This is a genomic window from Sphingopyxis sp. (genome assembly GCF_035998905.1).
Lineage (GTDB): Bacteria > Pseudomonadota > Alphaproteobacteria > Sphingomonadales > Sphingomonadaceae > Sphingopyxis.
In genome coordinates this window covers 1-18,854 of the sequence record NZ_DASYHG010000026.1, presented here as the reverse complement: position 1 = coordinate 18,854, position 18,854 = coordinate 1, and the positions used below count along the sequence as shown (strand labels likewise).

Sequence of the window (18,854 nt, the reverse complement as noted above, 5' to 3'; positions counted from 1 at the left end):
CCGACCTGAAAATGCTCTAGCGGCGCGGGATGAACGGCTGGATCATCCTCGACAAACCTGTGGGGCTCGGCTCGACGCAAGCGGTGGGCGCAGTGAAGCGCGTGTGCCGCGAGGCGGGGCTGGGCAAGGTCAAGGTCGGCCATGGCGGCACGCTCGACCCGCTCGCGTCGGGTGTGCTGCCGATCGCGCTCGGTGAGGCGACGAAGCTTTGCGGCCGGATGCTCGACGCGAGCAAGGTCTATGATTTCACCATCGCGTTCGGGACCGAGACCGCGGGACTCGATGCCGAGGGCGAGGTGGTCGCGACGAGCGATGTCCGGCCCACCCTCGCCGAAATCGAGGCAGTGCTGCCGCGCTTCACCGGCCCGATCGAGCAGGTGCCCCCCGCCTATTCCGCCATCAAGATCGACGGGCAGCGCGCCTATGACCTCGCGCGCAAGGGCGAAGCGGTCGAGATGAAGGCGCGCAGCGTGACGATCCATTCCCTTCGTCATGCCGGACTTGATCCGGCATCCGTGCCCGCGGCCGTCGGATGGACCCCGGATCAAGTCCGGGGTGACGAGGGTGGGGCAGGGCGGCTTGAATCGATCACCCTCACCGCGCATGTCTCGAAGGGCACCTATATTCGCAGCCTTGCGCGCGACATTGCATATGCGGTTGGCAGCGTCGGTCATGTCACGATGCTGCGACGCACGAAAGCGGGGCCCTTTGCGCTCGAACAGGCGATTTCGCTGGACAAATTGAATGCATTCGGCCAAGGGGCCGCCCAATCAGAAGTATTTCTGCCGCTCGAGGCAGGGCTGGTCGACATCCCGGCTCTGAACCTTTCCCCGGAAGCGGCAGGGGCGATCCGTCAGGGTCGTGTCTGGACCGGGGTAAGCGCGGATGACGGGCTCTATTGGGGAAGGGACAGCGAAATGCGTCCCGTTGCCCTGGTCGAGGTTTTGGCGGGAACGCTGAAAGTTGTCCGGGGCTTCAATCTGTAAGCAGGATGTTCGAGGAAAAGAAAATATGTCGATTACCGCAGAGCGCAAAACCGAAGTGATCAACGACAACGCCCGTGCAAAGGGCGATACCGGTTCGCCGGAAGTCCAGGTCGCGATCCTGACCGACCGCATCAACACGCTGACCGATCACTTCAAGGCGCACCACAAGGACAACCACAGCCGCCGCGGCCTTCTGATGATGGTCAACAAGCGCCGCAGCCTCCTCGACTATCTGAAGAAGAAGGACGAGGCCCGCTATCAGGCGCTGATCGCGAAGCTGGGTCTTCGCAAGTAAGAATTTCTGGCGGCCCCGGATTTCCGGGGCCGCTGTCATATTGGTCCCGCGCAAAGTGCCGGGCCACAGGGCTGCTCCCGCATCCGGCGGGACCGCCATAGGGGCAGACAGACGCCCTACACCGCCCCGGGCCGGATTGCCCGGAATCAGAGGCCCCGCCCGGCATAGGGCCTGGCGGGCGAAGGAAACCACATGTTTGACGTGAAAAAAGTATCGATCGAGTGGGGCGGTGAAACGCTGACGCTCGAAACGGGCAAGGTTGCCCGCCAGGCCGACGGCGCCGTGATGGCGACGCTGGGCGAAACGGTCGTCCTGTGCGCCGTGACCGCCGCGAAGTCGGTGAAGGACGGGCAGGACTTCTTCCCGCTCACCGTCCACTATCAGGAAAAATATTCGGCCGCTGGGCGCATCCCGGGCGGCTTCTTCAAGCGCGAACGCGGCGCGACCGAAAAGGAAACGCTCGTCAGCCGCCTGATCGACCGTCCGATCCGCCCGCTGTTCCCCGAAGGTTTCTACAACGAAATCAACGCCATTGCCCAGGTTCTGAGCTATGACGGCCACAATGAGCCCGACATCCTCGCGATGGTCGCGGCCTCGGCTGCGCTCACCATTTCGGGCGTGCCCTTCATGGGCCCGATCGGCGCCGCGCGCGTCGGCTATATCGACGGCGAATATATCCTGAACCCGACCGATGCGCAGGTTGCCGAAGGCGACCTCGACCTCGTCGTCGCCGCGACCTACGACGCCGTGATGATGGTCGAATCCGAAGCCAACGAGCTGTCGGAAGAGGTCATGCTCGGCGCCGTCCTGTTCGCGCACGACGCGTGCAAGGAAGTCGTCAAGGCGATCGTCAAGCTCGCCGAACAGGCCGCCAAGGATCCGTGGGAAGTCGCCTCGGGCGACGACAATGCCGCGATCAAGGACAAGCTCAAGAAGCTCGTCGGCAAGGACATCGCCGCCGCCTACAAGCTGACCGACAAGTCGGCCCGCTCGAACGCGCTCAACGAAGCGCGCGCGAAGGCGAAGGAAAGCTTCGCTGCAGACGGCCTCAGCCCGCAGGAAGTCATGGCCGGCATCAAGCTCGTCAAGAAGCTCGAAGCCGAAATCGTCCGCGGTGCCATCCTCAAGGACGGCAAGCGCATCGACGGCCGCACGACGACGCAGATCCGTCCGATCGTCGCCGAAACGCACTTCCTGCCGCGCGCGCACGGCTCGGCGCTGTTCACCCGCGGCGAAACGCAGACGATCGCGACCTGTACCCTTGGCACCAAGGATGCGGAGCAGATGATCGACGGCCTGAACGGCCTGTCGTACCAGAACTTCATGCTGCACTATAACTTCCCGCCCTATTCGGTCGGTGAAGTCGGCCGCTTCGGCGCCCCGGGCCGCCGCGAAGTCGGTCATGGCAAGCTGGCATGGCGTGCGCTGCACCCCGTGCTGCCGACGAAGGACGAGTTCCCCTACACGATCCGCCTCACCAGCGACATCACCGAGTCGAACGGCTCGTCGTCGATGGCGTCGGTTTGCGGCGGCAGCCTCGCGATGATGGACGCCGGCGTGCCGATCAAGCGTCCCGTTTCGGGCATCGCGATGGGCCTGATCCTCGAAGGCAAGGATTATGCGATCCTGTCGGACATCCTCGGTGACGAAGATCACCTTGGCGACATGGACTTCAAGGTTGCGGGTACTGCCGACGGCATCACCACGATGCAGATGGACATCAAGATCGCGGGCATCACGCGCGAGATCTTCGAAGCCGCTCTGAACCAGGCGAAGGACGGCCGCGCGCACATCCTCGGCGAAATGGCGAAGGCGCTGGGCGAAACCCGCAGCGAGCTGTCGGCGCACGCGCCGCGCATCGAGACGATGCAGATCGACAAGTCGAAGATCCGCGACGTCATCGGCACCGGCGGCAAGGTGATCCGCGAGATCGTCGCGACCACCGGCGCCAAGGTCGACATCGACGACGAAGGCCTGATCAAGATCTCGTCGAGCGACCTCGACCAGATCGAAGCCGCGCGTAAGTGGATTTCGGGCATCGTCGAAGAAGCCGAAGTCGGCAAGATCTATGACGGCAAGGTCGTCAACCTCGTCGATTTCGGCGCGTTCGTGAATTTCATGGGCGGCAAGGACGGTCTCGTCCACGTCAGCGAAATCGCCAACGAGCGCGTCGAGAAGGTCGCCGACGTCTTGTCCGAAGGCCAGGAAGTCAAGGTCAAGGTCCTCGAGATCGATCCGCGCGGCAAGGTTCGCCTGTCGATGCGCGTCGTGAACCAGGAAACCGGCGAAGAACTCGAAGACACCCGCCCGCCGCGCGAACCGCGCGGCGACCGCGGTCCGCGCCGTGATGGCGGCGATCGTGGCCCGCGTGGCGGCCGCGACCGCGACCGCGGTCCGCGCCGCGACGGCGGCGACCGCGGTCCGCGCCGCGAGCGCAGCGAAGGCCCGGAAGACCAGGGCCATGTGCCCGACTTCCTGAAGGACTAAGCCCTTCGGCTATCGGAAAATGAGAAGGGGCCGCGAAAGCGGCCCCTTTTTTGTCCCCATTGGGGTGGGGAGTGGCCGACACGTAGGATCACCCCTGCCGCTGCCGCCATCCAGCATAAAGATCGGGCTTGCCCTCCAGCCGAACGGGCAGGTGGCGGATGTTCATCGCCTGCTCGGCAAAGGGTTTCGCGAGGTCCGCATAGATCGCCGCGGTCGACAGGCCGTGAGGTTCGCCGTCCTCGTTCGAATAGGCGTAGGTTACGGCTTCGATCCCGGCGAGGCGCATCGCCGCCATGCACATCGGACAGGGGTGCCCGCTTGCAAACACCGCGCAGCCGCGAAGGTCTGGGCCCAGCGTTTCGCTGGCGAGCCGGATGGCGTTGAGTTCGGCGTGCGACGTCGGATCGCCGGTCTCCAGTATCGCGTTCACGCCCGTGGCGACGATCTGTCCGTCGCGCACGATCACCGCGCCGAACGGGCGGCCGCCTTTCTCCGCATTGGCATAGGCGAGCGTGATCGCTTCGCGCAGCCAGGTTTCACTGTCGTCCGCCATCCGTCCTCTGCTCCGGTCCGAGTCCGGCGTTGAGAAATGCCACGATCTTCGGCCAGCTGTCGATACGCGCCGGATCGACGCCCATGCAAGCGATGCAGAAAGGCGCGCGGGACGATGCCCCGCGCGCCTTCGCCGGCCGAAATATCGCGATGTCAGCCGAACAGCCGCTCGGCATATTCGGTGCGCAACCGGGTCCAATTGTCCCAGTGCGGCGCCGCCTCCGAACCGCGCGTCCGCGCTTCGAGCACGTCGAGATGCGCGTGCCAGCCCGCGCTGACGTTGAGCCGCACCTCGGGATCCTCGATCCGCTTGTGGACGATGGTGAGCAGCACCTCGTCGCCCTTCTCCTCGAGCGTGAAGGTCACGCCGCCGGTGCTGCCCCAGCTGATCGAGAGCAGGTGCGGCGCGTCGATTGCGACGACCTCGCACAGCATCCGGTGCTCCTCGCCAAAGCCGTCGGGGCGCGTCCCGGGCGGGTCGGTGAGTTCGTCGTTGCGCCACACCAGTTCGACCGGCGCGCCGACGCTCGTTTCCATCGCGCCCGCGGCGAGCCATTGGCGGCGGAGGTCACCGTCGGTCAGATAGGCCCAGATCCGGTCGACCGGGCCGGGGAGCAGGCGCGCGATCGTCAGCGTCGCGGGCTCGGTGAGCAGGCCGTAGCGGTCTTGGTCCAGCATCGTCGTCATCGTTTTTCTCCTTCTTTCCCGGGGAGGGGCTTCTTGGGGGGCGGGGGCGGCGCGGCATCTTGCGCGCGCAGGATTTTTTCGAGCGTGTCGAGGCGACCGGTCCAGAAGCGGCGATAGATGCCGATCCACTGGTCGGCGCGCATCAACGGGACGGGGTCGAGGCTGCAGACATGGGTGCGGCCGCGGACGTCGCGGCGGATCAGCCCCGCCGCTTCGAGCACCTTGATATGTTTCGACGCCGCCGCGAGCGACATGGCGAAAGGTTCGGCAAGCTCGCCGACCGAGCGTTCGCCGGCAGCAAGTTCACCGAGCATCGCGCGGCGCGTCGCATCGCCGAGCGCGTGGAAGATCGTATCGAGGGTGTGCGAATCATGTTCAACCATATGGTTGAATATGAAGCATCCGATTTAATTGTCAACCGATTGGTTGAATTATTCTGCCTCGATCCCGGCGATGCGGTTTCCGGCATCCTCGCGATAGAGCGACCAGTCGGCGGGGCATTTGTTCACGGGCTTCGGCAATCCCTGCATCCCCTCGGTGACCCAGCAATCGTTGAAAATCGAGCAATAGCAGGCGCGCACCTTGAGCTTCCACCGTTCCTTGTTGAACGCTTGCCACACCTTTTCGGACGCCGGGGTGCGCGGAAAGCTGACGAACTCGATGGTTTCGCCCGGCCGCGCGGCGATCCCGGTGGAGGGCGAGGTGGAAAAGCGCAATTCGGGCTTGCCGGGTCCCGTACAGCATGTCCTGAGCAGCTCGATCGGGGTGGTCATCGGCTTGCCTTCATAGCGGATTTCGATGGGACCAAGGATCGCGGGGCCGACGCCATTGTTCGTCAGCGTCAGCGCAATATCCTGATTGCCTTCCTTGTCCCCATTGCTCGTCCCGAAGGTGACGAAGGGCATCACCCCGCCGGTCTGCATCTTCTGCGTCGCGTCGGCCTGGACGAACGCGAAATAGGCGAGCGCGAGCGACGCGATCAGTGCGGGCAGGCCGATCAGGAAATGCGCGATCGTGATCAGCGGCAGGTAGCGCAGCAGGCGCGAACCGATTTCAGCGGCGCCGGGGGGCGTTGGTTCGGGCGCGGCATCGGCTTTCGGCGTCTCGGTCATCGGTCTCTCCGTTTTGGCCCCGCTGCCTACCGCGACTTTTCCGCTTTTCCAATCGGCCGCGTTGTTGACAATGATTCGCAATATCGACTAGTTCGCCCGCGAACACCTAAACTGTGGGGGGCATGATGAAAATTCGCACCAAGATCCTGATGAGCTGCGCCACGGCGCTCACGCTGGCGAGCCAGGCTGCGCAAGCACAGGAAGGTGAGATCGAAGCGACCGGCGATATCGTCGTCGTCGGCGCGCTGACCGATGTCGAGATCGATCGCGAGGAAATCGAAGTTCTTCAGGCGAACGATCTCGCCGATCTGTTCCGCAATGTCCCATCTGTCGCGGTCGGCGGCGGTGTCGGCCTCGCGCAGAAAATCTATGTCCGCGGGCTCGAGGATTCGCTGCTCAACGTCACCATCGACGGCGCGCCGCAGCGTGGCACATTGTTCCACCATATCGGCCGCGTGACGATCGAGCCCGAAATCCTTGAAACCGTCGACGTACAGGCGGGTCCGGGCGAGGCGACCGCCGGCTTCGGCGCGGTCGGCGGTGCGATCCGGTTCCGCACGCGCAACGCCGTCGACATGCTGCAGGACGGCCGCGATATCGGCGGCATCGCCAAGGCGGGCTGGTTCAGCAACGATGGCTACAAGCTCAGCGGCACCGTCTATGGCCGCATCGCGGGCGACATCGGCATCCTTGCTTCCTACGTCCATGTGAACCGCGATCCGTACAAGGATGGCGACGGGGTGCGCCAGCTTGCGACCGGCGCCGAACAGAATCTCGGCTTCGTCAAGGTCGGCGGCGACCTCGGCGGCGGGCACCGCGTCACCGCCAGCTATGAACAGCGCCGCGAAAGCGGCCGTTTCGGCCAGCGTCCGAACTGGCCGGTGCTCGCAGGTGACCGGCTCTTCGAGGCGAAGGGAAAGCGTCAGACCGCGATCCTCAACTATGGTTTCCAGGGCGACAGCGGCGTCGGCATCGAAGCGACCGGCTATTGGACGCGAACCAATTTCACGCAGGACCGTTTCGATCGCTGGGGCCTCTATGGCGCCGAGATCGAGAGCTATGGCTTCGATGTGCGCGCGAAACTCGCCGTCGCCAACCACGATATCACCGTCGGCGCCGAACATCGCCGCGACGCGGTGACAAGCGAATATCTCGCCGATCCCGCGATGTGGCAGCCTTGGGCGTGGGATCCCAATATCGGCAGCTTCACCGAAAAGGGTTCGCTGATGGGCGTTTATATGCAGGATCATTGGCGCGTAGCCGACCCGCTGCTGATCAGCTTCGGCGCGCGTTACGACGCTTATGATCTCGACCAGAAGACCTATCGCACCGGCACCCGGAGTGACGGGCTCAGCTTCAACGTCGGTGCAGAGTTCGAGATCGTTCGCGGTCTCAGCCTCAACGCCGGTTTTGCCGAAGCATTCCGCGGCAAGGAAATCGGCGATGCCTTCACGCTGGAAAAGCGCCCCGGCCGGCTGTCGCTGTCGCCGACGCTGCGCCCCGAACGTGTCGACAACCTTGAAGGCGGCGTCAAATATGACCTTGGCGGGTTTACCGCTTCGGCGGTCTATTACGAGATGACGATCAAGAATGTCATCCTCGACCAGCTCGGCCGCGATGCCTCGCAGCCGATCCAGGACGCGGTCTATTATGAAAATGTTGGCAAGTTCAAATCGAAGGGTGTCGAACTTCGCGCCGGCTATCGCACCGGGCCGTTCAGCATCGACGCCTATTACAACCATTATGATTCACGGCTCAACGGTAACCGGATCGAGGGCTATGAGCATATCGCGCTCGGCAATTCGATGGGCGACAATTGGGCGGTCACTGCGGGTTTCCAGCCGAGCGACCATTTCAATTTCCGCGCCAGCCTGACGCGCTATGAGGACCTCAACAATATCGAGGTGCTGTTCCGCGAAGTGCAGCTTTATCCAGCCGACGTTCCGACGACCCAATTCATCGATAAGCCCGGTTATACGACGGTCGACCTGTTCGGCAGCTGGCGTCCGTTCGGCTCTGATCGCCTCGAGTTGCAGGCCGCCGTCTATAACCTCTTCGACAAGCGCTATATCGCGCATGCCAGCGTTGCGGACTACGGCCAGCTCGGTCTGCCCGACTATGCGATCGTGTCGGGCCTGCCCGAACCCGGGCGCAACGTTCGCCTGACCGCATCCGTTCGCTTCTGATGGCGGGTGCGGCGGTCCGTCGGCGGCCGCGCCACGCCCTCAAACTGTGGCATCGCTGGTTCGGCCTCGTCGCCGGGCTCTGGCTCGCGTTGCTCGCGATTACCGGCATCGCGGTCACCTTCTACGACGAGCTCGACAGCGCGCTCAACGCCGATTGGCGGACGGTCCCTGCATCGGACAAGGTCGCCCCTATCGATGATGCTGTAAGAAAGGCTGAGCGCGCGCTGCCGGGCTTTGCGCCGAACATGATCGAGTTGCCGGGCGATGCCGGCGACAGCCTGTGGATGATGGGCCGCGCGCCCTTCGGCGGATCGCCCCGGCCGGTGCAGGTCTTCGCCGATCCGCGCGACGGATCGGTGCTCGGCTGGCGCGAGAGCGGCGCGATCAAGTTCGACCGGCGGCACGCGATGGACATTGTCTATGGCCTCCATATCGATCTGCTCGCCGGGCCGTGGATGACCTGGTTCTTCGGCCTCGTCTCGCTGCTGTGGGTGATCGATCACGGCATCGCGGCGGCGCTGTCCTTTCCGAAGGGGATGCACTGGCTGCGCGCATTCCGGACCGAAGGGCGCCGCGGCAGCCTGAAGCGCCTGTTCGATTCGCATCGCGCGTGGGGTCTCTGGTTCCTGCCGGTGACCCTCGTCCTCGCGGTTACCGGCGTGACGCTGGCGTGGCCCGACGATAGCCGCGAGGCGGTCGGACTGGTCTCGCCGATCACCGGGCGCCTCCATGAAAGCATGGCCGACGTTCCCGAAACAGCGCCTGCGATCGACATCGACGCCGCGATGGCGCGCATCGTCGGCGATAAGCGCGGGCGCGTTCACAGCGTCCGCATTTTCCCCGACCATGGCGTCTATGCCGTGCGCACCTTCGACGCGCGCGACCGCGACGATCAGGGGCGGCTCTGGCACTATGTCGCGATGGACGACGGCCGGGTCACCGGCACGCGCCACGACAATGGCACGACCGCGGGCGACGAATTCTTCGCCTGGCAATATCCGCTCCACTCGGGGAAGGCCTTTGGCCTTGCCGGGCGGCTGCTCGTCCTCGGCGGCGGTGTCGTCACGCTCTGGCTCTGTCTCAGCGGCATCAGGCTCTGGTGGCGCCGGCGGCGCTGACGGGTAGGGAAAAAGGCTCGCACGCCTTGCCGCTTTGCGCTTAATATCGGCCCATGCTGACGACGATCCTTCCCGCCCTTGTCCTGTCTGCCGCCCAGCCGGCCCCTGCGGTCGTCCCGCCGCCCCCGCCGCCGCGTGCCGGGCCGGTTCGGCCGATGATGGCACCGCCGCCGCCCCCGCCGCCGCTGCCCGTCCCGCAAATATCCGACACGCGGCCCTATGTCGCGCTCGTCACCGACGCGGGTACGATCACCGTGCGGATCGAGAGCAAGCGCGCCCCGGTCACCGCCGCGAACTTCCTCCGCTATGTCGATGCGAAGCGGATGGACGGGTTCAAATTCTATCGCTCGACGAAAAGCTGGGGCCCCGCGAACCAGTTGATCCAGGCGGGCAATCGCGGCGATGCGCGCAAAAATTTTCCGCCGATCGCGCATGAGCCGACGAAAGCGACGGGGTTGACGAATTGCAAGGGTGCGCTGTCGATGGCGCGGCTCAACCCCGGCGATGCGACGAGCGACTTTTTCCTGCTGCTCTCGGACATCAAGGGCTTCGATTCGGATGCGGTGGGCGGCGACGGAGCGGGTTTTGCGGTGTTCGGCGAAATTGTCGGCGGCGCCGACGTCGCGGCGTCGATCTTCAACGCCCCGATCTCGCCGACCGCGGGCGAAGGCGTGATGGTCGGGCAAATGCTCGATCCGCAAGTGACGATCAAGACCGCGCGCCGTGTTCCCGCGCCCGCCAATGCCCCGAAGGGGTGTGTCGTCAAGGCGGGGTAAAGCTGCGCCCGACCCCTATCATTTATTTTGCGTTCATCCGCGCTGTGGCTATACCGCGCGCATGACTCGATTTGCCCCTTCGCGCGCGACCGTGCGCCTGCTCGCCGCCGCGCTCGTGATCACCCCCATGCTGGCGGCCTGTGCCGGGGGCGGCAATGTGAAGAAGGATACGCGTTACGTCGCGCGCGACGTCAACACGCTGTACCGCGCGGCGCAGGACCGGCTCGATCGCGGCCAGTACGGCCTCGCCGCCGCGCTGTTCGACGAGGTCGAGCGCCAGCACCCCTATTCGCCCTGGGCGCGCCGCGCGCAGCTGATGAGCTCGTTCAGCTATTATATGGATCGCGAATATACCCCGGCGATCGAAGCGGCGCAGCGTTTCCTCGCGATCCACCCGGGCAACAAGGACGCGCCCTACGCCTATTATCTGATCGGCCTCAGCTATTATGAGCAGATCAGCGACGTGACGCGCGACCAGAAGATTACCCAGCAGGCGCAGGCCGCGCTCGGCGAAGTCATCCGCCGCTATCCCGACAGCCGCTATGCGTCCGACGCGCGGCTCAAGGTCGATCTGGTGCAGGATCACCTCGCGGGCAAGGAAATGGAAATCGGCCGTTTCTACCAGCGCAGCTCGAACTGGCTCGCGGCGTCGATCCGTTTCCGCGAGGTCGTCGACAAATATCAGACGACGAGCCACGCCCCCGAGGCGCTCTATCGCCTGACCGAATGCTATCTGGCGCTCGGCATCCCGACCGAAGCGAAAAAGTCGGCCGCGGTGCTCGGTGCCAACTATCCCGGCAACGAATGGTACGAGCGTGCGTACAAGCTGATGCAGAAGAACGCCCCGAGCGCCTGATCGCGCCGGGAATAGATTCTGCCTTTGTTCTGCGGTAAGGACGGCCCGTGCTCACCGCTTTGTCCATCGCCAATATCGTGCTGATCGAACGGCTCGACCTCGATTTCGAGGCCGGGCTGGGCGTGCTGACCGGCGAAACCGGTGCGGGCAAGTCGATCCTGCTCGACGCGCTCGGCCTCGCGCTCGGCGCGCGCGCCGACAGCGCGCTGGTGCGGCAGGGGGCCGACAAGGCACAGGTGACGGCAAGTTTTGCCGCGCCTGCGTCGGGGACGAAGCTGGCCGCGTTGCTCGCCGATAATGAGATCGCGATGGAAAGCGGCGAGCCGCTGCTGATCCGCCGCACGCTGAAGGCCGATGGCGGCAGCCGCGCCTTTTTGAACGACCAGCCCTGTTCGGCGGCGCTGCTGCGCGAAGTCGGCACCCATCTCGTCGAAATCCATGGCCAGCACGACGACCGCGGCCTGCTCGCGCCCGCCGGGCACCGCGCGCTGCTCGACGCCTATGCGCGCGCCGACACCCGCGGCGTTGCCGCTGCCCATGCGGCATGGCGCGCCGCCGAGGACAAGCTCGCCGCCGCGCGCGCCGCCATTTCCGAAGCCGAACGCGACCGCGAATGGCTCGAGCATTGTGTTGCCGAACTTCAGGCGCTCGCGCCGCAGCCCGGCGAAGACGCCGAACTGTCCGAAGCGCGCGCGGCGATGCAGAAGGGCGAACGCCTCGCGGGCGACCTCGGCGCGATCATGGAGGCGTTCGAGGGCAGCGAAAGCGGTCCCGCGCTGCTCCGCGGCGCCGCGCGGCGGCTCGACCGCCTCGCGGGCGACCATCCCTTGCTCGCCGAAGCGCTCGCGGGGCTCGACCGCGCGATCATCGAGGCCGACGAGGCCGAGACCAAGCTCCACGAAGCCGCGCGCGCGATGGAATATGACCCCGAACGGCTCGAAGCGACCGAAACGCGATTGTTCGAACTGCGCGCGATGGCGCGCAAGCATGGGTGTCAGCCCGACGAGCTCGCCGAACTCGCAGGCACGCTCGCGGCGCGACTCGACGCGATCGAGGGCGGCAGTGCGGGGCTCGCCAAGCTCGAAGCCGCGGTCGCCGAAACCGCTGCCGCCTACACTCACGCCGCGACCGCGCTCTCGGGCCAGCGCAGCAAGGCTGCGACGCGCCTCGACACCGCGGTCGCGGGCGAACTGGTGCCGCTGAAACTCGACGCCGCACGCTTCCAGACGCTGCTCGAACGGTTGCCCGCCGAACGCTGGGGCGCCGACGGGATCGACCGCGTCGAATTCCTCATCTCGACCAACCCCGGCGCGCCCTTCGCCCCGCTCGCGAAGATCGCCTCGGGCGGCGAACTTTCGCGCTTCATCCTCGCGCTCAAGGTCGCGCTGGCTGAAGAGGGCGGCGCTGACACGATCATCTTCGACGAAATCGACCGAGGCGTCGGCGGCGCGGTCGCGAGCGCGATCGGCGAACGCCTCGCAAGGCTCGCGGGCGCGGGGAAACAGCTCCTCGCCGTGACCCACAGCCCGCAGGTCGCGGCCAAGGGCGCAGCGCATTTCATCATCGCCAAATCGAGTGAGGGTATTGTCACGCGCACGAGCGTCCACGAACTCGACGAAGCCGGCCGCCGCGAGGAAATCGCCCGGATGCTGTCGGGCGCCGAGGTGACCGACGAAGCGCGCGCGCAGGCCGAGCGGCTGCTGGAGGTTGCGGCATGACCGCGCCGCACCCGCTCGACCGCCCCGTCTGGAGCATGCTTACCGGGCGGCAGGCGCATCTCGCCGAGGGCGACGCGCGCGCGGTGCGGATCGACCGTGGCTATGGCGTGTTCGGTGTCGCCGCCGACCCCGGCGCCGAGGCACAGGCGGCGCTCGCCGCGCTGGTGCCCGACGACGGTGAAATCTGGATCGTCGAGGGCGAACGCTGGCCGGTCCCTGCGGGCACGCGCGAGGTGAAGCGCGCGGTGCTTGCGCAGATGGTGGCCGAAGGTCCGCCGCCCGTACCGCGCGACGGCGAACCTGCGATCCTTGCGCTCGATGAGGAGGATGCGCCCGAAATGGCGGCGCTTGCCGAGCACGCAAAGCCCGGCCCCTGGGGGCCGAAAACGCACCGCTACGGACCCTTTTTCGGTGTCCGCGAGAACGGCCGCCTGCTCGCGATGGCGGGACAGCGCATATTGGTCCCCGGCATGGCCGAGGTCAGCGGGGTGTCGACGTGGGAAGACTGCCGCGGACGCGGGCTTGCGCGCGCGCTGATCGGTCATGTCATGCGTGAAATGGTGGCGCGGGGCGAACAGCCCTTCCTGCACAGCTATGCCGACAATGCCGGCGCGATCGCGCTCTATGAATCGCTCGGTTTCCGTATCCGCCGCGAGGTGCATGTGCTGGCGATCGCGAAATGATGAACCGGCGCGAGCATCTCGGCGCGATGCTGGCGATGGCGGCGGCGCTGTTGCCGGCGGGTCAATTGCAGGCGCTGGAGGCGCGAATGGAAGAGCTTGTTCCCGAATATGGCCTGATCGGCCAGATGCTGGCGCTGCCCGGCAAACGCGCCGAACTGGTCGCGATCCTCGGTGAAGGCACCGGCGCGATGCCGGGCAACATGGGCTATCTGATCGGCGAGGACAGCGCGAACCCCGATGCGATCTGGATCGTCGAATTATGGGAAACTAAAGCTGCGCATGCCGCGTCGCTAGGGCTTCCCGCAGTGCAGGAGGCGATCAGGAAAGGTCGCCCGCTGATCGCCGGATTTGGCACTCGCGCCGAGTTCAAGCCGGTGGCAAAGACGATAAAATGAGCGTCCCTCTTTATAATAACGACGATGATGATGCAGAAACGATGCAGCAGAAGCAATTGCGCTTCTACGCGCTAATTGGACTTTGCATTTCTAGCTATCAATCGATTGAAGACAGGTTGGAAGATGTCTTCAAATCATGTCTCAAAATGGATGCGGCAGCTGCGAGCGGCATATTTTCCGTCGCGAAAGGGCTGGAAGATAGATGCAGGCTGATCACATCAGCGATGCTGACGCGTAATTCAAACCTTCAAGGATTATGGGATGACTTGAGAAAAAGAATAAAATTATCTGCCGATAAGCGAAATCAAATAGCTCACGCGACGAGTGTCTTTGTTGGACGAGGGGTTGTGATCGACGCAGATGAAAATGGCGATCACCATATTATCGGGTTTACGAAGCCCCACTCCGAAATGAACTTAGAAAAGAAAACGCCATCAGGCATGGCTCGCTGGGATATGGCTATGCTTCGAGCCGAGCATGAAGATCTTCACGAGTTGTCGCGCAATATGACGGTGCTTTTCCGCATCTTAGAAGATGGAAAACTGGACCGGCCTTTTGATGATTGGTGGAAGCACCCACTGATTGAAGGGGCGATAGAAGGATGAAAATGTCCCAAGCCGAAGCCGCCAATGAACTGATGCGGCTCGCAAAGCAGATCGCCTATCACAGCAAACGCTATCATGCCGAGGATGCGCCGGAGATTTCGGACGCCGATTATGACGCGCTCGTCCGCCGCAACAACGAACTCGAAGCCGCGTTCCCGGCGCTGATCCGCGCCGACAGCCCGAACAACCAGGTCGGCGCCGCGGTCGAGGCGTCGCCGCTCGCCAAGGTCACCCACGCGCAGCGGATGATGAGCCTCGACAACGCCTTTTCGGGGGAGGATGTCGAGGAATTTGCCGCGCGCGTCCGCCGCTTCCTGAACCTTGGCGCGGACGAGGTTGTCGCGCTGACCGCCGAGGACAAGATCGACGGCCTGTCCTGCTCGCTCCGCTACGAGAAGGGCCAGCTCGTGCAGGCGGCAACGCGCGGCGACGGCAACGTCGGCGAGGATGTGACGCCGAATGTCGCGACGATCGCCGACATACCGCAGCGGCTTGCGGGCGACGTCCCGGACGTTTTCGAGATTCGCGGCGAAGTCTATATGGCGAAGGCCGATTTCGCGGCGCTCAACGAACGGCTGCTCGAAGAGGGCAGGGCGCTCGCGGTGCAACGCGAGGTGGAATTCGATCCCGCCACCGTCCGCCAGTTCGCCAACCCGCGCAACGCCGCCGCCGGATCGCTGCGCCAGAAGGATGCGAGCGTTACCGCGTCGCGCCCGCTGCGTTTCCTCGCGCACGGATGGGGCGAAGTGAGCGCGCTTCCCGAGACGACGCAGTGGGGCATGATGAAGCGGATCGAAAGCTGGGGCGTGCCCGTCTCGCCGCTGCTGAAACGCTATGAATCGGTCGTCGATGTCCTTGCCCATTATGCCGACATCGAGCGCGCGCGCGCCGAGCTGCCCTATGACATCGACGGCGTCGTCTACAAGGTCGACCGGCTCGACTGGCAGGCGCGGCTGGGTTTCGTCGCGAAGGCTCCGCGCTGGGCCATCGCGCATAAATTCCCCGCCGAACGCGCGCAGACCACATTGGAGGCCATCGACATTCAGGTCGGCCGCACCGGCAAACTCACCCCCGTCGGACGGCTTGTCCCCGTCACCGTCGGCGGTGTCGTCGTCTCGAACGTCACGCTCCACAACCGCGACGAGATCGGCCGCCTCGGCGTGCGCCCCGGCGACCGCGTCGTCATCCAGCGCGCGGGCGACGTGATCCCGCAGGTCGTCGAAAACCTCACCCGCGAGGAAAATCGCGCCCCGTACATCTTCCCCGACCATTGCCCGGTTTGCGGCAGCGAGGCGGTCGCGGAGGAGGGTGAGGTCGATGTGCGCTGCACCGGCGGCCTGATCTGCAATGCGCAGAAGTTCGAGCGCCTGCGCCATTTCGTCAGCCGCGGCGCGCTCGATATCGAGGGGCTGGGCGAAAAGAGTATCGCCGAATTCCTCGAACTCGGCTGGCTCGACAAGGGACCCGCCGACATCTTCCGCCTGAAAAGCCGCCGTGCTGACTTGCTCGGGCGCGAGGGGTGGAAGGAAAAGTCGGTCGACAATCTCTTCGCCGCGATCGAGGCCAAGCGTGCGCCCGACGCCGCGCGGCTGCTTTTCGGGCTGGGTATCCGCCACGTGGGTGCGGTGACCGCGCGCGATTTGCTCAAGGGGCTCGGCGATATCCGGCGCCTTCCCGAAAAGGCGGCCGAAATCCACGCCTATCTCGACGAAAATCCGCAGGTCGAGGGTGAGTCGGACGGCAAATATATGACGCGCCGTGTCGAGGCATTCAAGGCGATCCTCGAAGTCCGCGCCGACGGCATCGGCCCGGCCGTGGCCGAGGCGCTCGCCGATTTCTTCCACGAACCGCACAATCGCGAACTGTGGGACGACCTTCTCTCCGAAGTGTCGCCCCCGCTCTACGTCGTCGAAACGCGCGAGAGCGAGGTATCGGGCATGACGGTGGTGTTCACCGGCAAACTCGAGACGATGAGCCGCGACGAGGCGAAGGCGCAGGCCGAGGCGCTCGGCGCCAAGGCCGCGGGCAGCGTCAGCGCCAAGACAGACCTTGTCGTCGCGGGCCCCGGTGCCGGATCGAAACTCAAGCAGGCGAGCGCGCTCGGCATCCGCGTGATCGACGAGGCTGAGTGGGCGGAGATCGTCGCCGCGGCAGGCCCTCGGACAACCTTACCCTGACCCGCTACAAGGTTAACGGCCCAATGATGCGTAAGTGGGCGTCATGATCGGGCTGTATTAGTGTCGTGGGATGTGGAAAAGCTGCTCTTCTAATTCGCTTCCACGCAACGGTCGAGGTTGCTCGCGGAGAAACCGCATCCTGTCTCAGAACGAACTGGCCTCGCGCAGTAGCAGCCGCCCGGGGATTTGGTTGGACGCGTGTAGGATACAGAACACTCCGCCCATGCCGTCAATTCCCCCGACGGGACTTGCCCAGCGGCAGGAGATGCCGATCTTTACGGCGGTCAAATTTGGTGTTGCGCGTAACTTCCGCGGATCGACCATGTCAAAGCTGTTTTTCCTGCAACGATCGGTCACCGAGACAGCCCGCCCGCGCCGACGATGACCGACAACAAATGACTTGTCAGCGCCGACGCGCCCTTACCGTAGGCGATTTCACCCCAATCATCCCAACGGTGCACCCGCTCGGCGAGCCAAGCGAAGAGGTCATCACGCGATTTTGCATCGGCGAAGGACTGCGACCACGCGATATTGCGCGTCGGCATCCGCGCGCCAACCTTAAGTCCGGTCAACGTCACCAGGTATCGACGTCCCAAATCTTCGCGCGCGAACAGATGGCGACGAAACCCAACCTGCTGCTCAAAGGCGACCAGCGCCCGCTCTCGTGCCTCGGCGTCCAGTTCCTTGCTCGCACTTACCGCAGCGACAACCGCCGACATTGGCAAGCGCTCGAATTCCGGCTCGCGCGTGGCCTGCAGCATCATGAGGACCGACTTGCCCAATAAGGTCAGTCCTCCGTCGAAAAAATTCCTCTCGTTCGATTTCCCGATCATTCCGATGCTGGCGAGCCAGCACTGATAGAAACGCCAGAACATCATGTCCCCGCGAAAGATGTCGTGCTGACGCTCTTCGCCGCACCACATCGATTTTATCGCGGTCATCACCCTCAGCATCAGTTCGTGCTGTTCGGGCGCGAAGTGGACCGATGGGAAGCCAAGCTCGCCTACCCAGAATGCGTCCCTGACGCTCGCCCAATTTCGCCCGGATGCATCCTCGTAGCCGCGCGGATTGGCTCGAAGCCACCAGCCCCAAGGGAGTTCGCCGACGTGACGCTCAAAGTCAGCCACGGCGAGCCCCACGACCAGGATCGAGGCCGAGCGGCGGCGGCGCGCCATCGCGCGCGGGCGCCGCGCCTCCTTCAGCGATCGCTCGCAGCTGAGCCGCGAGGGCAATTGTTTCCCTGACAACATAGGCGTCGTCACGATATATCCGGGCAAGCTCCGACGACTTCGATCCGGAGGAATTCGGCCGATCGTTCGGAATAAGATCGTAGGCATGATCGCAACTGAAGCCGAACCACCACGCATGCGAATCTTCGACCCGGTGGTCGGTTGCGTGTTCTACCGGATGGTAGACCGCCGGTCGTAATGTCACGTGGCAGATGCGGCGCGCCTCGACGGCTATTCGACGCGTTGGACTTGGCCCTTCCTCGCACAGTCGTGAATAGGTCAAACCGCCATGCACATCGATCCCGATGTCCGGCGGAACTGCGTTGGCATCCCAGCCCCAGAGAGGGTGATCCTGGGGAATGCCGACATATCCGCAGAGAAAGCCATCGTCCGTGTTACGCAACATGATGCAGTCATAGCCACTCACCTCGTCGCGCCAGCTGACCTTGTCCGCCTCTCCGAGCCACGCGCCCTTGCCACCAGGCCGCGCGGCCTGATCGTAGAATATTTCTTCTGCGGGAACGACGCATTCGCGGGTTGCATAGGCGCGGCCGGTGACGAGACCGACGCCGCCTTCTCGCGCGACATCGCCTCCAGCGCCGATTAGTTTCGCCAGAGCGAGTTCGGAGTCGACGATTGACAGCAGCGTGTCGTCCGTAGCGGGCACGACCGCAAGCGTGGCAGCCTTTCGTTTGACGGGCGCCTTATGCCTGCCGGTCGGGACGAGCGCGGTGGACTTGGTGGACTTTTTTTCCATGCCTTTTCTCCAGTCTAATAAGGGGTATCGCTGCACATAGTTCTGGGCCGAGCATCATGGCGATCGCTTCGATGACGCTGTCGGCGCGTAGCGCTCCCGCCACGTCAGCCGCTCGATGATCGGTCCAAGAGCTCGGGGATTGGCCTCCATCGAGTAGACATGACTGGCGAGCCACCATTCCTCCTCGGCGCGACGGGCGTCGGGCACTTCTCGCCACCAGCATTTCGGATTGCTC

At 64.6% G+C, this 18,854-nt stretch carries 18 protein-coding genes and 1 pseudogene; 12 read left to right on the top strand and 7 right to left on the bottom strand.

All coding sequences use genetic code 11. The features are described 5' to 3' along the window. The first annotated feature begins 29 nt into the window (after nucleotides 1-29). The 3 genes from truB to pnp all read left to right on the top strand — a co-directional run bounded on the left by truB (nucleotide 30) and on the right by pnp (nucleotide 3,768). Nucleotides 30-986, top strand: a complete 957-nt coding sequence (gene truB / locus VGN62_RS15955; RefSeq protein ID WP_327455656.1) for a tRNA pseudouridine(55) synthase TruB — start codon at nucleotides 30-32, stop codon at nucleotides 984-986. A 25-nt stretch (nucleotides 987-1,011) separates the two neighbouring features. Continuing rightward, on the top strand, nucleotides 1,012-1,281 hold the full coding sequence (gene rpsO / locus VGN62_RS15950; protein WP_327455654.1) for a 30S ribosomal protein S15: 270 nt from the start codon (nucleotides 1,012-1,014) through the stop codon (nucleotides 1,279-1,281). Between the two features lie 192 nt (nucleotides 1,282-1,473). Next, entirely contained in the window at nucleotides 1,474-3,768 is a 2,295-nt protein-coding gene (pnp, locus tag VGN62_RS15945) for a polyribonucleotide nucleotidyltransferase (RefSeq protein ID WP_327455652.1), read from the top strand. An 88-nt stretch (nucleotides 3,769-3,856) separates the two neighbouring features. Here the strand turns inward: pnp and VGN62_RS15940 are convergent, their stop codons facing one another. The 4 genes from VGN62_RS15940 to VGN62_RS15925 all read right to left on the bottom strand — a co-directional run bounded on the left by VGN62_RS15940 (nucleotide 3,857) and on the right by VGN62_RS15925 (nucleotide 6,119). Continuing rightward, nucleotides 3,857-4,321 (bottom strand): nucleoside deaminase, encoded by a 465-nt coding sequence (locus tag VGN62_RS15940; protein ID WP_327455650.1) that lies wholly within the window; start codon nucleotides 4,319-4,321, stop codon nucleotides 3,857-3,859. Nucleotides 4,322-4,473: 152 nt separating this feature from the next. After that, nucleotides 4,474-5,007, bottom strand: a complete 534-nt coding sequence (locus VGN62_RS15935) for an SRPBCC family protein (protein WP_327455648.1) — start codon at nucleotides 5,005-5,007, stop codon at nucleotides 4,474-4,476. Further along, nucleotides 5,004-5,390, bottom strand: a complete 387-nt coding sequence (locus VGN62_RS15930; protein ID WP_327455646.1) for a metalloregulator ArsR/SmtB family transcription factor — start codon at nucleotides 5,388-5,390, stop codon at nucleotides 5,004-5,006. The genes VGN62_RS15935 and VGN62_RS15930 overlap by 4 nt, the downstream gene beginning before the upstream one ends. 48 nt (nucleotides 5,391-5,438) lie before the next feature. Continuing rightward, nucleotides 5,439-6,119, bottom strand: coding sequence for a hypothetical protein (locus VGN62_RS15925; protein WP_327455644.1), 681 nt, complete (start codon nucleotides 6,117-6,119; stop codon nucleotides 5,439-5,441). Between the two features lie 125 nt (nucleotides 6,120-6,244). Between VGN62_RS15925 and VGN62_RS15920 the strand changes: the two genes are divergently transcribed. The 9 genes from VGN62_RS15920 (at nucleotide 6,245) to ligA (ending at nucleotide 16,633) form a co-directional block, all read left to right on the top strand. After that, nucleotides 6,245-8,305 (top strand): TonB-dependent receptor domain-containing protein, encoded by a 2,061-nt coding sequence (locus VGN62_RS15920; protein ID WP_327455642.1) that lies wholly within the window; start codon nucleotides 6,245-6,247, stop codon nucleotides 8,303-8,305. Further along, on the top strand, nucleotides 8,305-9,423 hold the full coding sequence (locus VGN62_RS15915) for a PepSY-associated TM helix domain-containing protein (protein WP_327455640.1): 1,119 nt from the start codon (nucleotides 8,305-8,307) through the stop codon (nucleotides 9,421-9,423). Before VGN62_RS15920 ends, VGN62_RS15915 begins: the two co-directional genes overlap by 1 nt. Before the next feature lie 53 nt (nucleotides 9,424-9,476). Then, complete coding sequence (locus tag VGN62_RS15910) at nucleotides 9,477-10,199, top strand: peptidylprolyl isomerase (RefSeq protein ID WP_327455638.1); 723 nt, start codon at nucleotides 9,477-9,479, stop codon at nucleotides 10,197-10,199. Nucleotides 10,200-10,260: 61 nt separating this feature from the next. After that, nucleotides 10,261-11,055, top strand: coding sequence for an outer membrane protein assembly factor BamD (locus VGN62_RS15905; protein ID WP_327455636.1), 795 nt, complete (start codon nucleotides 10,261-10,263; stop codon nucleotides 11,053-11,055). Nucleotides 11,056-11,102: 47 nt separating this feature from the next. Further along, entirely contained in the window at nucleotides 11,103-12,773 is a 1,671-nt protein-coding gene (gene recN, locus VGN62_RS15900) for a DNA repair protein RecN (RefSeq protein ID WP_327455634.1), read from the top strand. Then, entirely contained in the window at nucleotides 12,770-13,456 is a 687-nt protein-coding gene (locus VGN62_RS15895; RefSeq protein WP_327455632.1) for a GNAT family N-acetyltransferase, read from the top strand. The genes recN and VGN62_RS15895 overlap by 4 nt, the downstream gene beginning before the upstream one ends. Then, entirely contained in the window at nucleotides 13,453-13,851 is a 399-nt protein-coding gene (locus tag VGN62_RS15890; RefSeq protein ID WP_327455630.1) for a putative quinol monooxygenase, read from the top strand. Before VGN62_RS15895 ends, VGN62_RS15890 begins: the two co-directional genes overlap by 4 nt. Then, nucleotides 13,848-14,456 carry a hypothetical protein gene (locus tag VGN62_RS15885; protein WP_327455628.1) on the top strand — a complete coding sequence of 203 codons (609 nt, stop codon included), beginning with the start codon at nucleotides 13,848-13,850 and terminating at the stop codon, nucleotides 14,454-14,456. The genes VGN62_RS15890 and VGN62_RS15885 overlap by 4 nt, the downstream gene beginning before the upstream one ends. After that, nucleotides 14,453-16,633 (top strand): NAD-dependent DNA ligase LigA, encoded by a 2,181-nt coding sequence (gene ligA, locus VGN62_RS15880; RefSeq protein WP_327455626.1) that lies wholly within the window; start codon nucleotides 14,453-14,455, stop codon nucleotides 16,631-16,633. The genes VGN62_RS15885 and ligA overlap by 4 nt, the downstream gene beginning before the upstream one ends. A gap of 353 nt (nucleotides 16,634-16,986) precedes the next feature. Here ligA and VGN62_RS15875 read toward each other — a convergent pair whose 3' ends face one another. The 3 genes and pseudogenes from VGN62_RS15875 to VGN62_RS15865 form a co-directional block, all read right to left on the bottom strand. Beyond that, nucleotides 16,987-17,808 carry a hypothetical protein gene (locus VGN62_RS15875; protein WP_327455624.1) on the bottom strand — a complete coding sequence of 274 codons (822 nt, stop codon included), beginning with the start codon at nucleotides 17,806-17,808 and terminating at the stop codon, nucleotides 16,987-16,989. Further along, on the bottom strand, nucleotides 17,753-18,619 hold the full coding sequence (locus VGN62_RS15870) for a hypothetical protein (protein ID WP_310088291.1): 867 nt from the start codon (nucleotides 18,617-18,619) through the stop codon (nucleotides 17,753-17,755). The genes VGN62_RS15875 and VGN62_RS15870 overlap by 56 nt, the downstream gene beginning before the upstream one ends. Before the next feature lie 54 nt (nucleotides 18,620-18,673). Next, nucleotides 18,674-18,854: pseudogene (locus VGN62_RS15865) on the bottom strand (DNA polymerase III subunit epsilon); the annotation flags it as partial.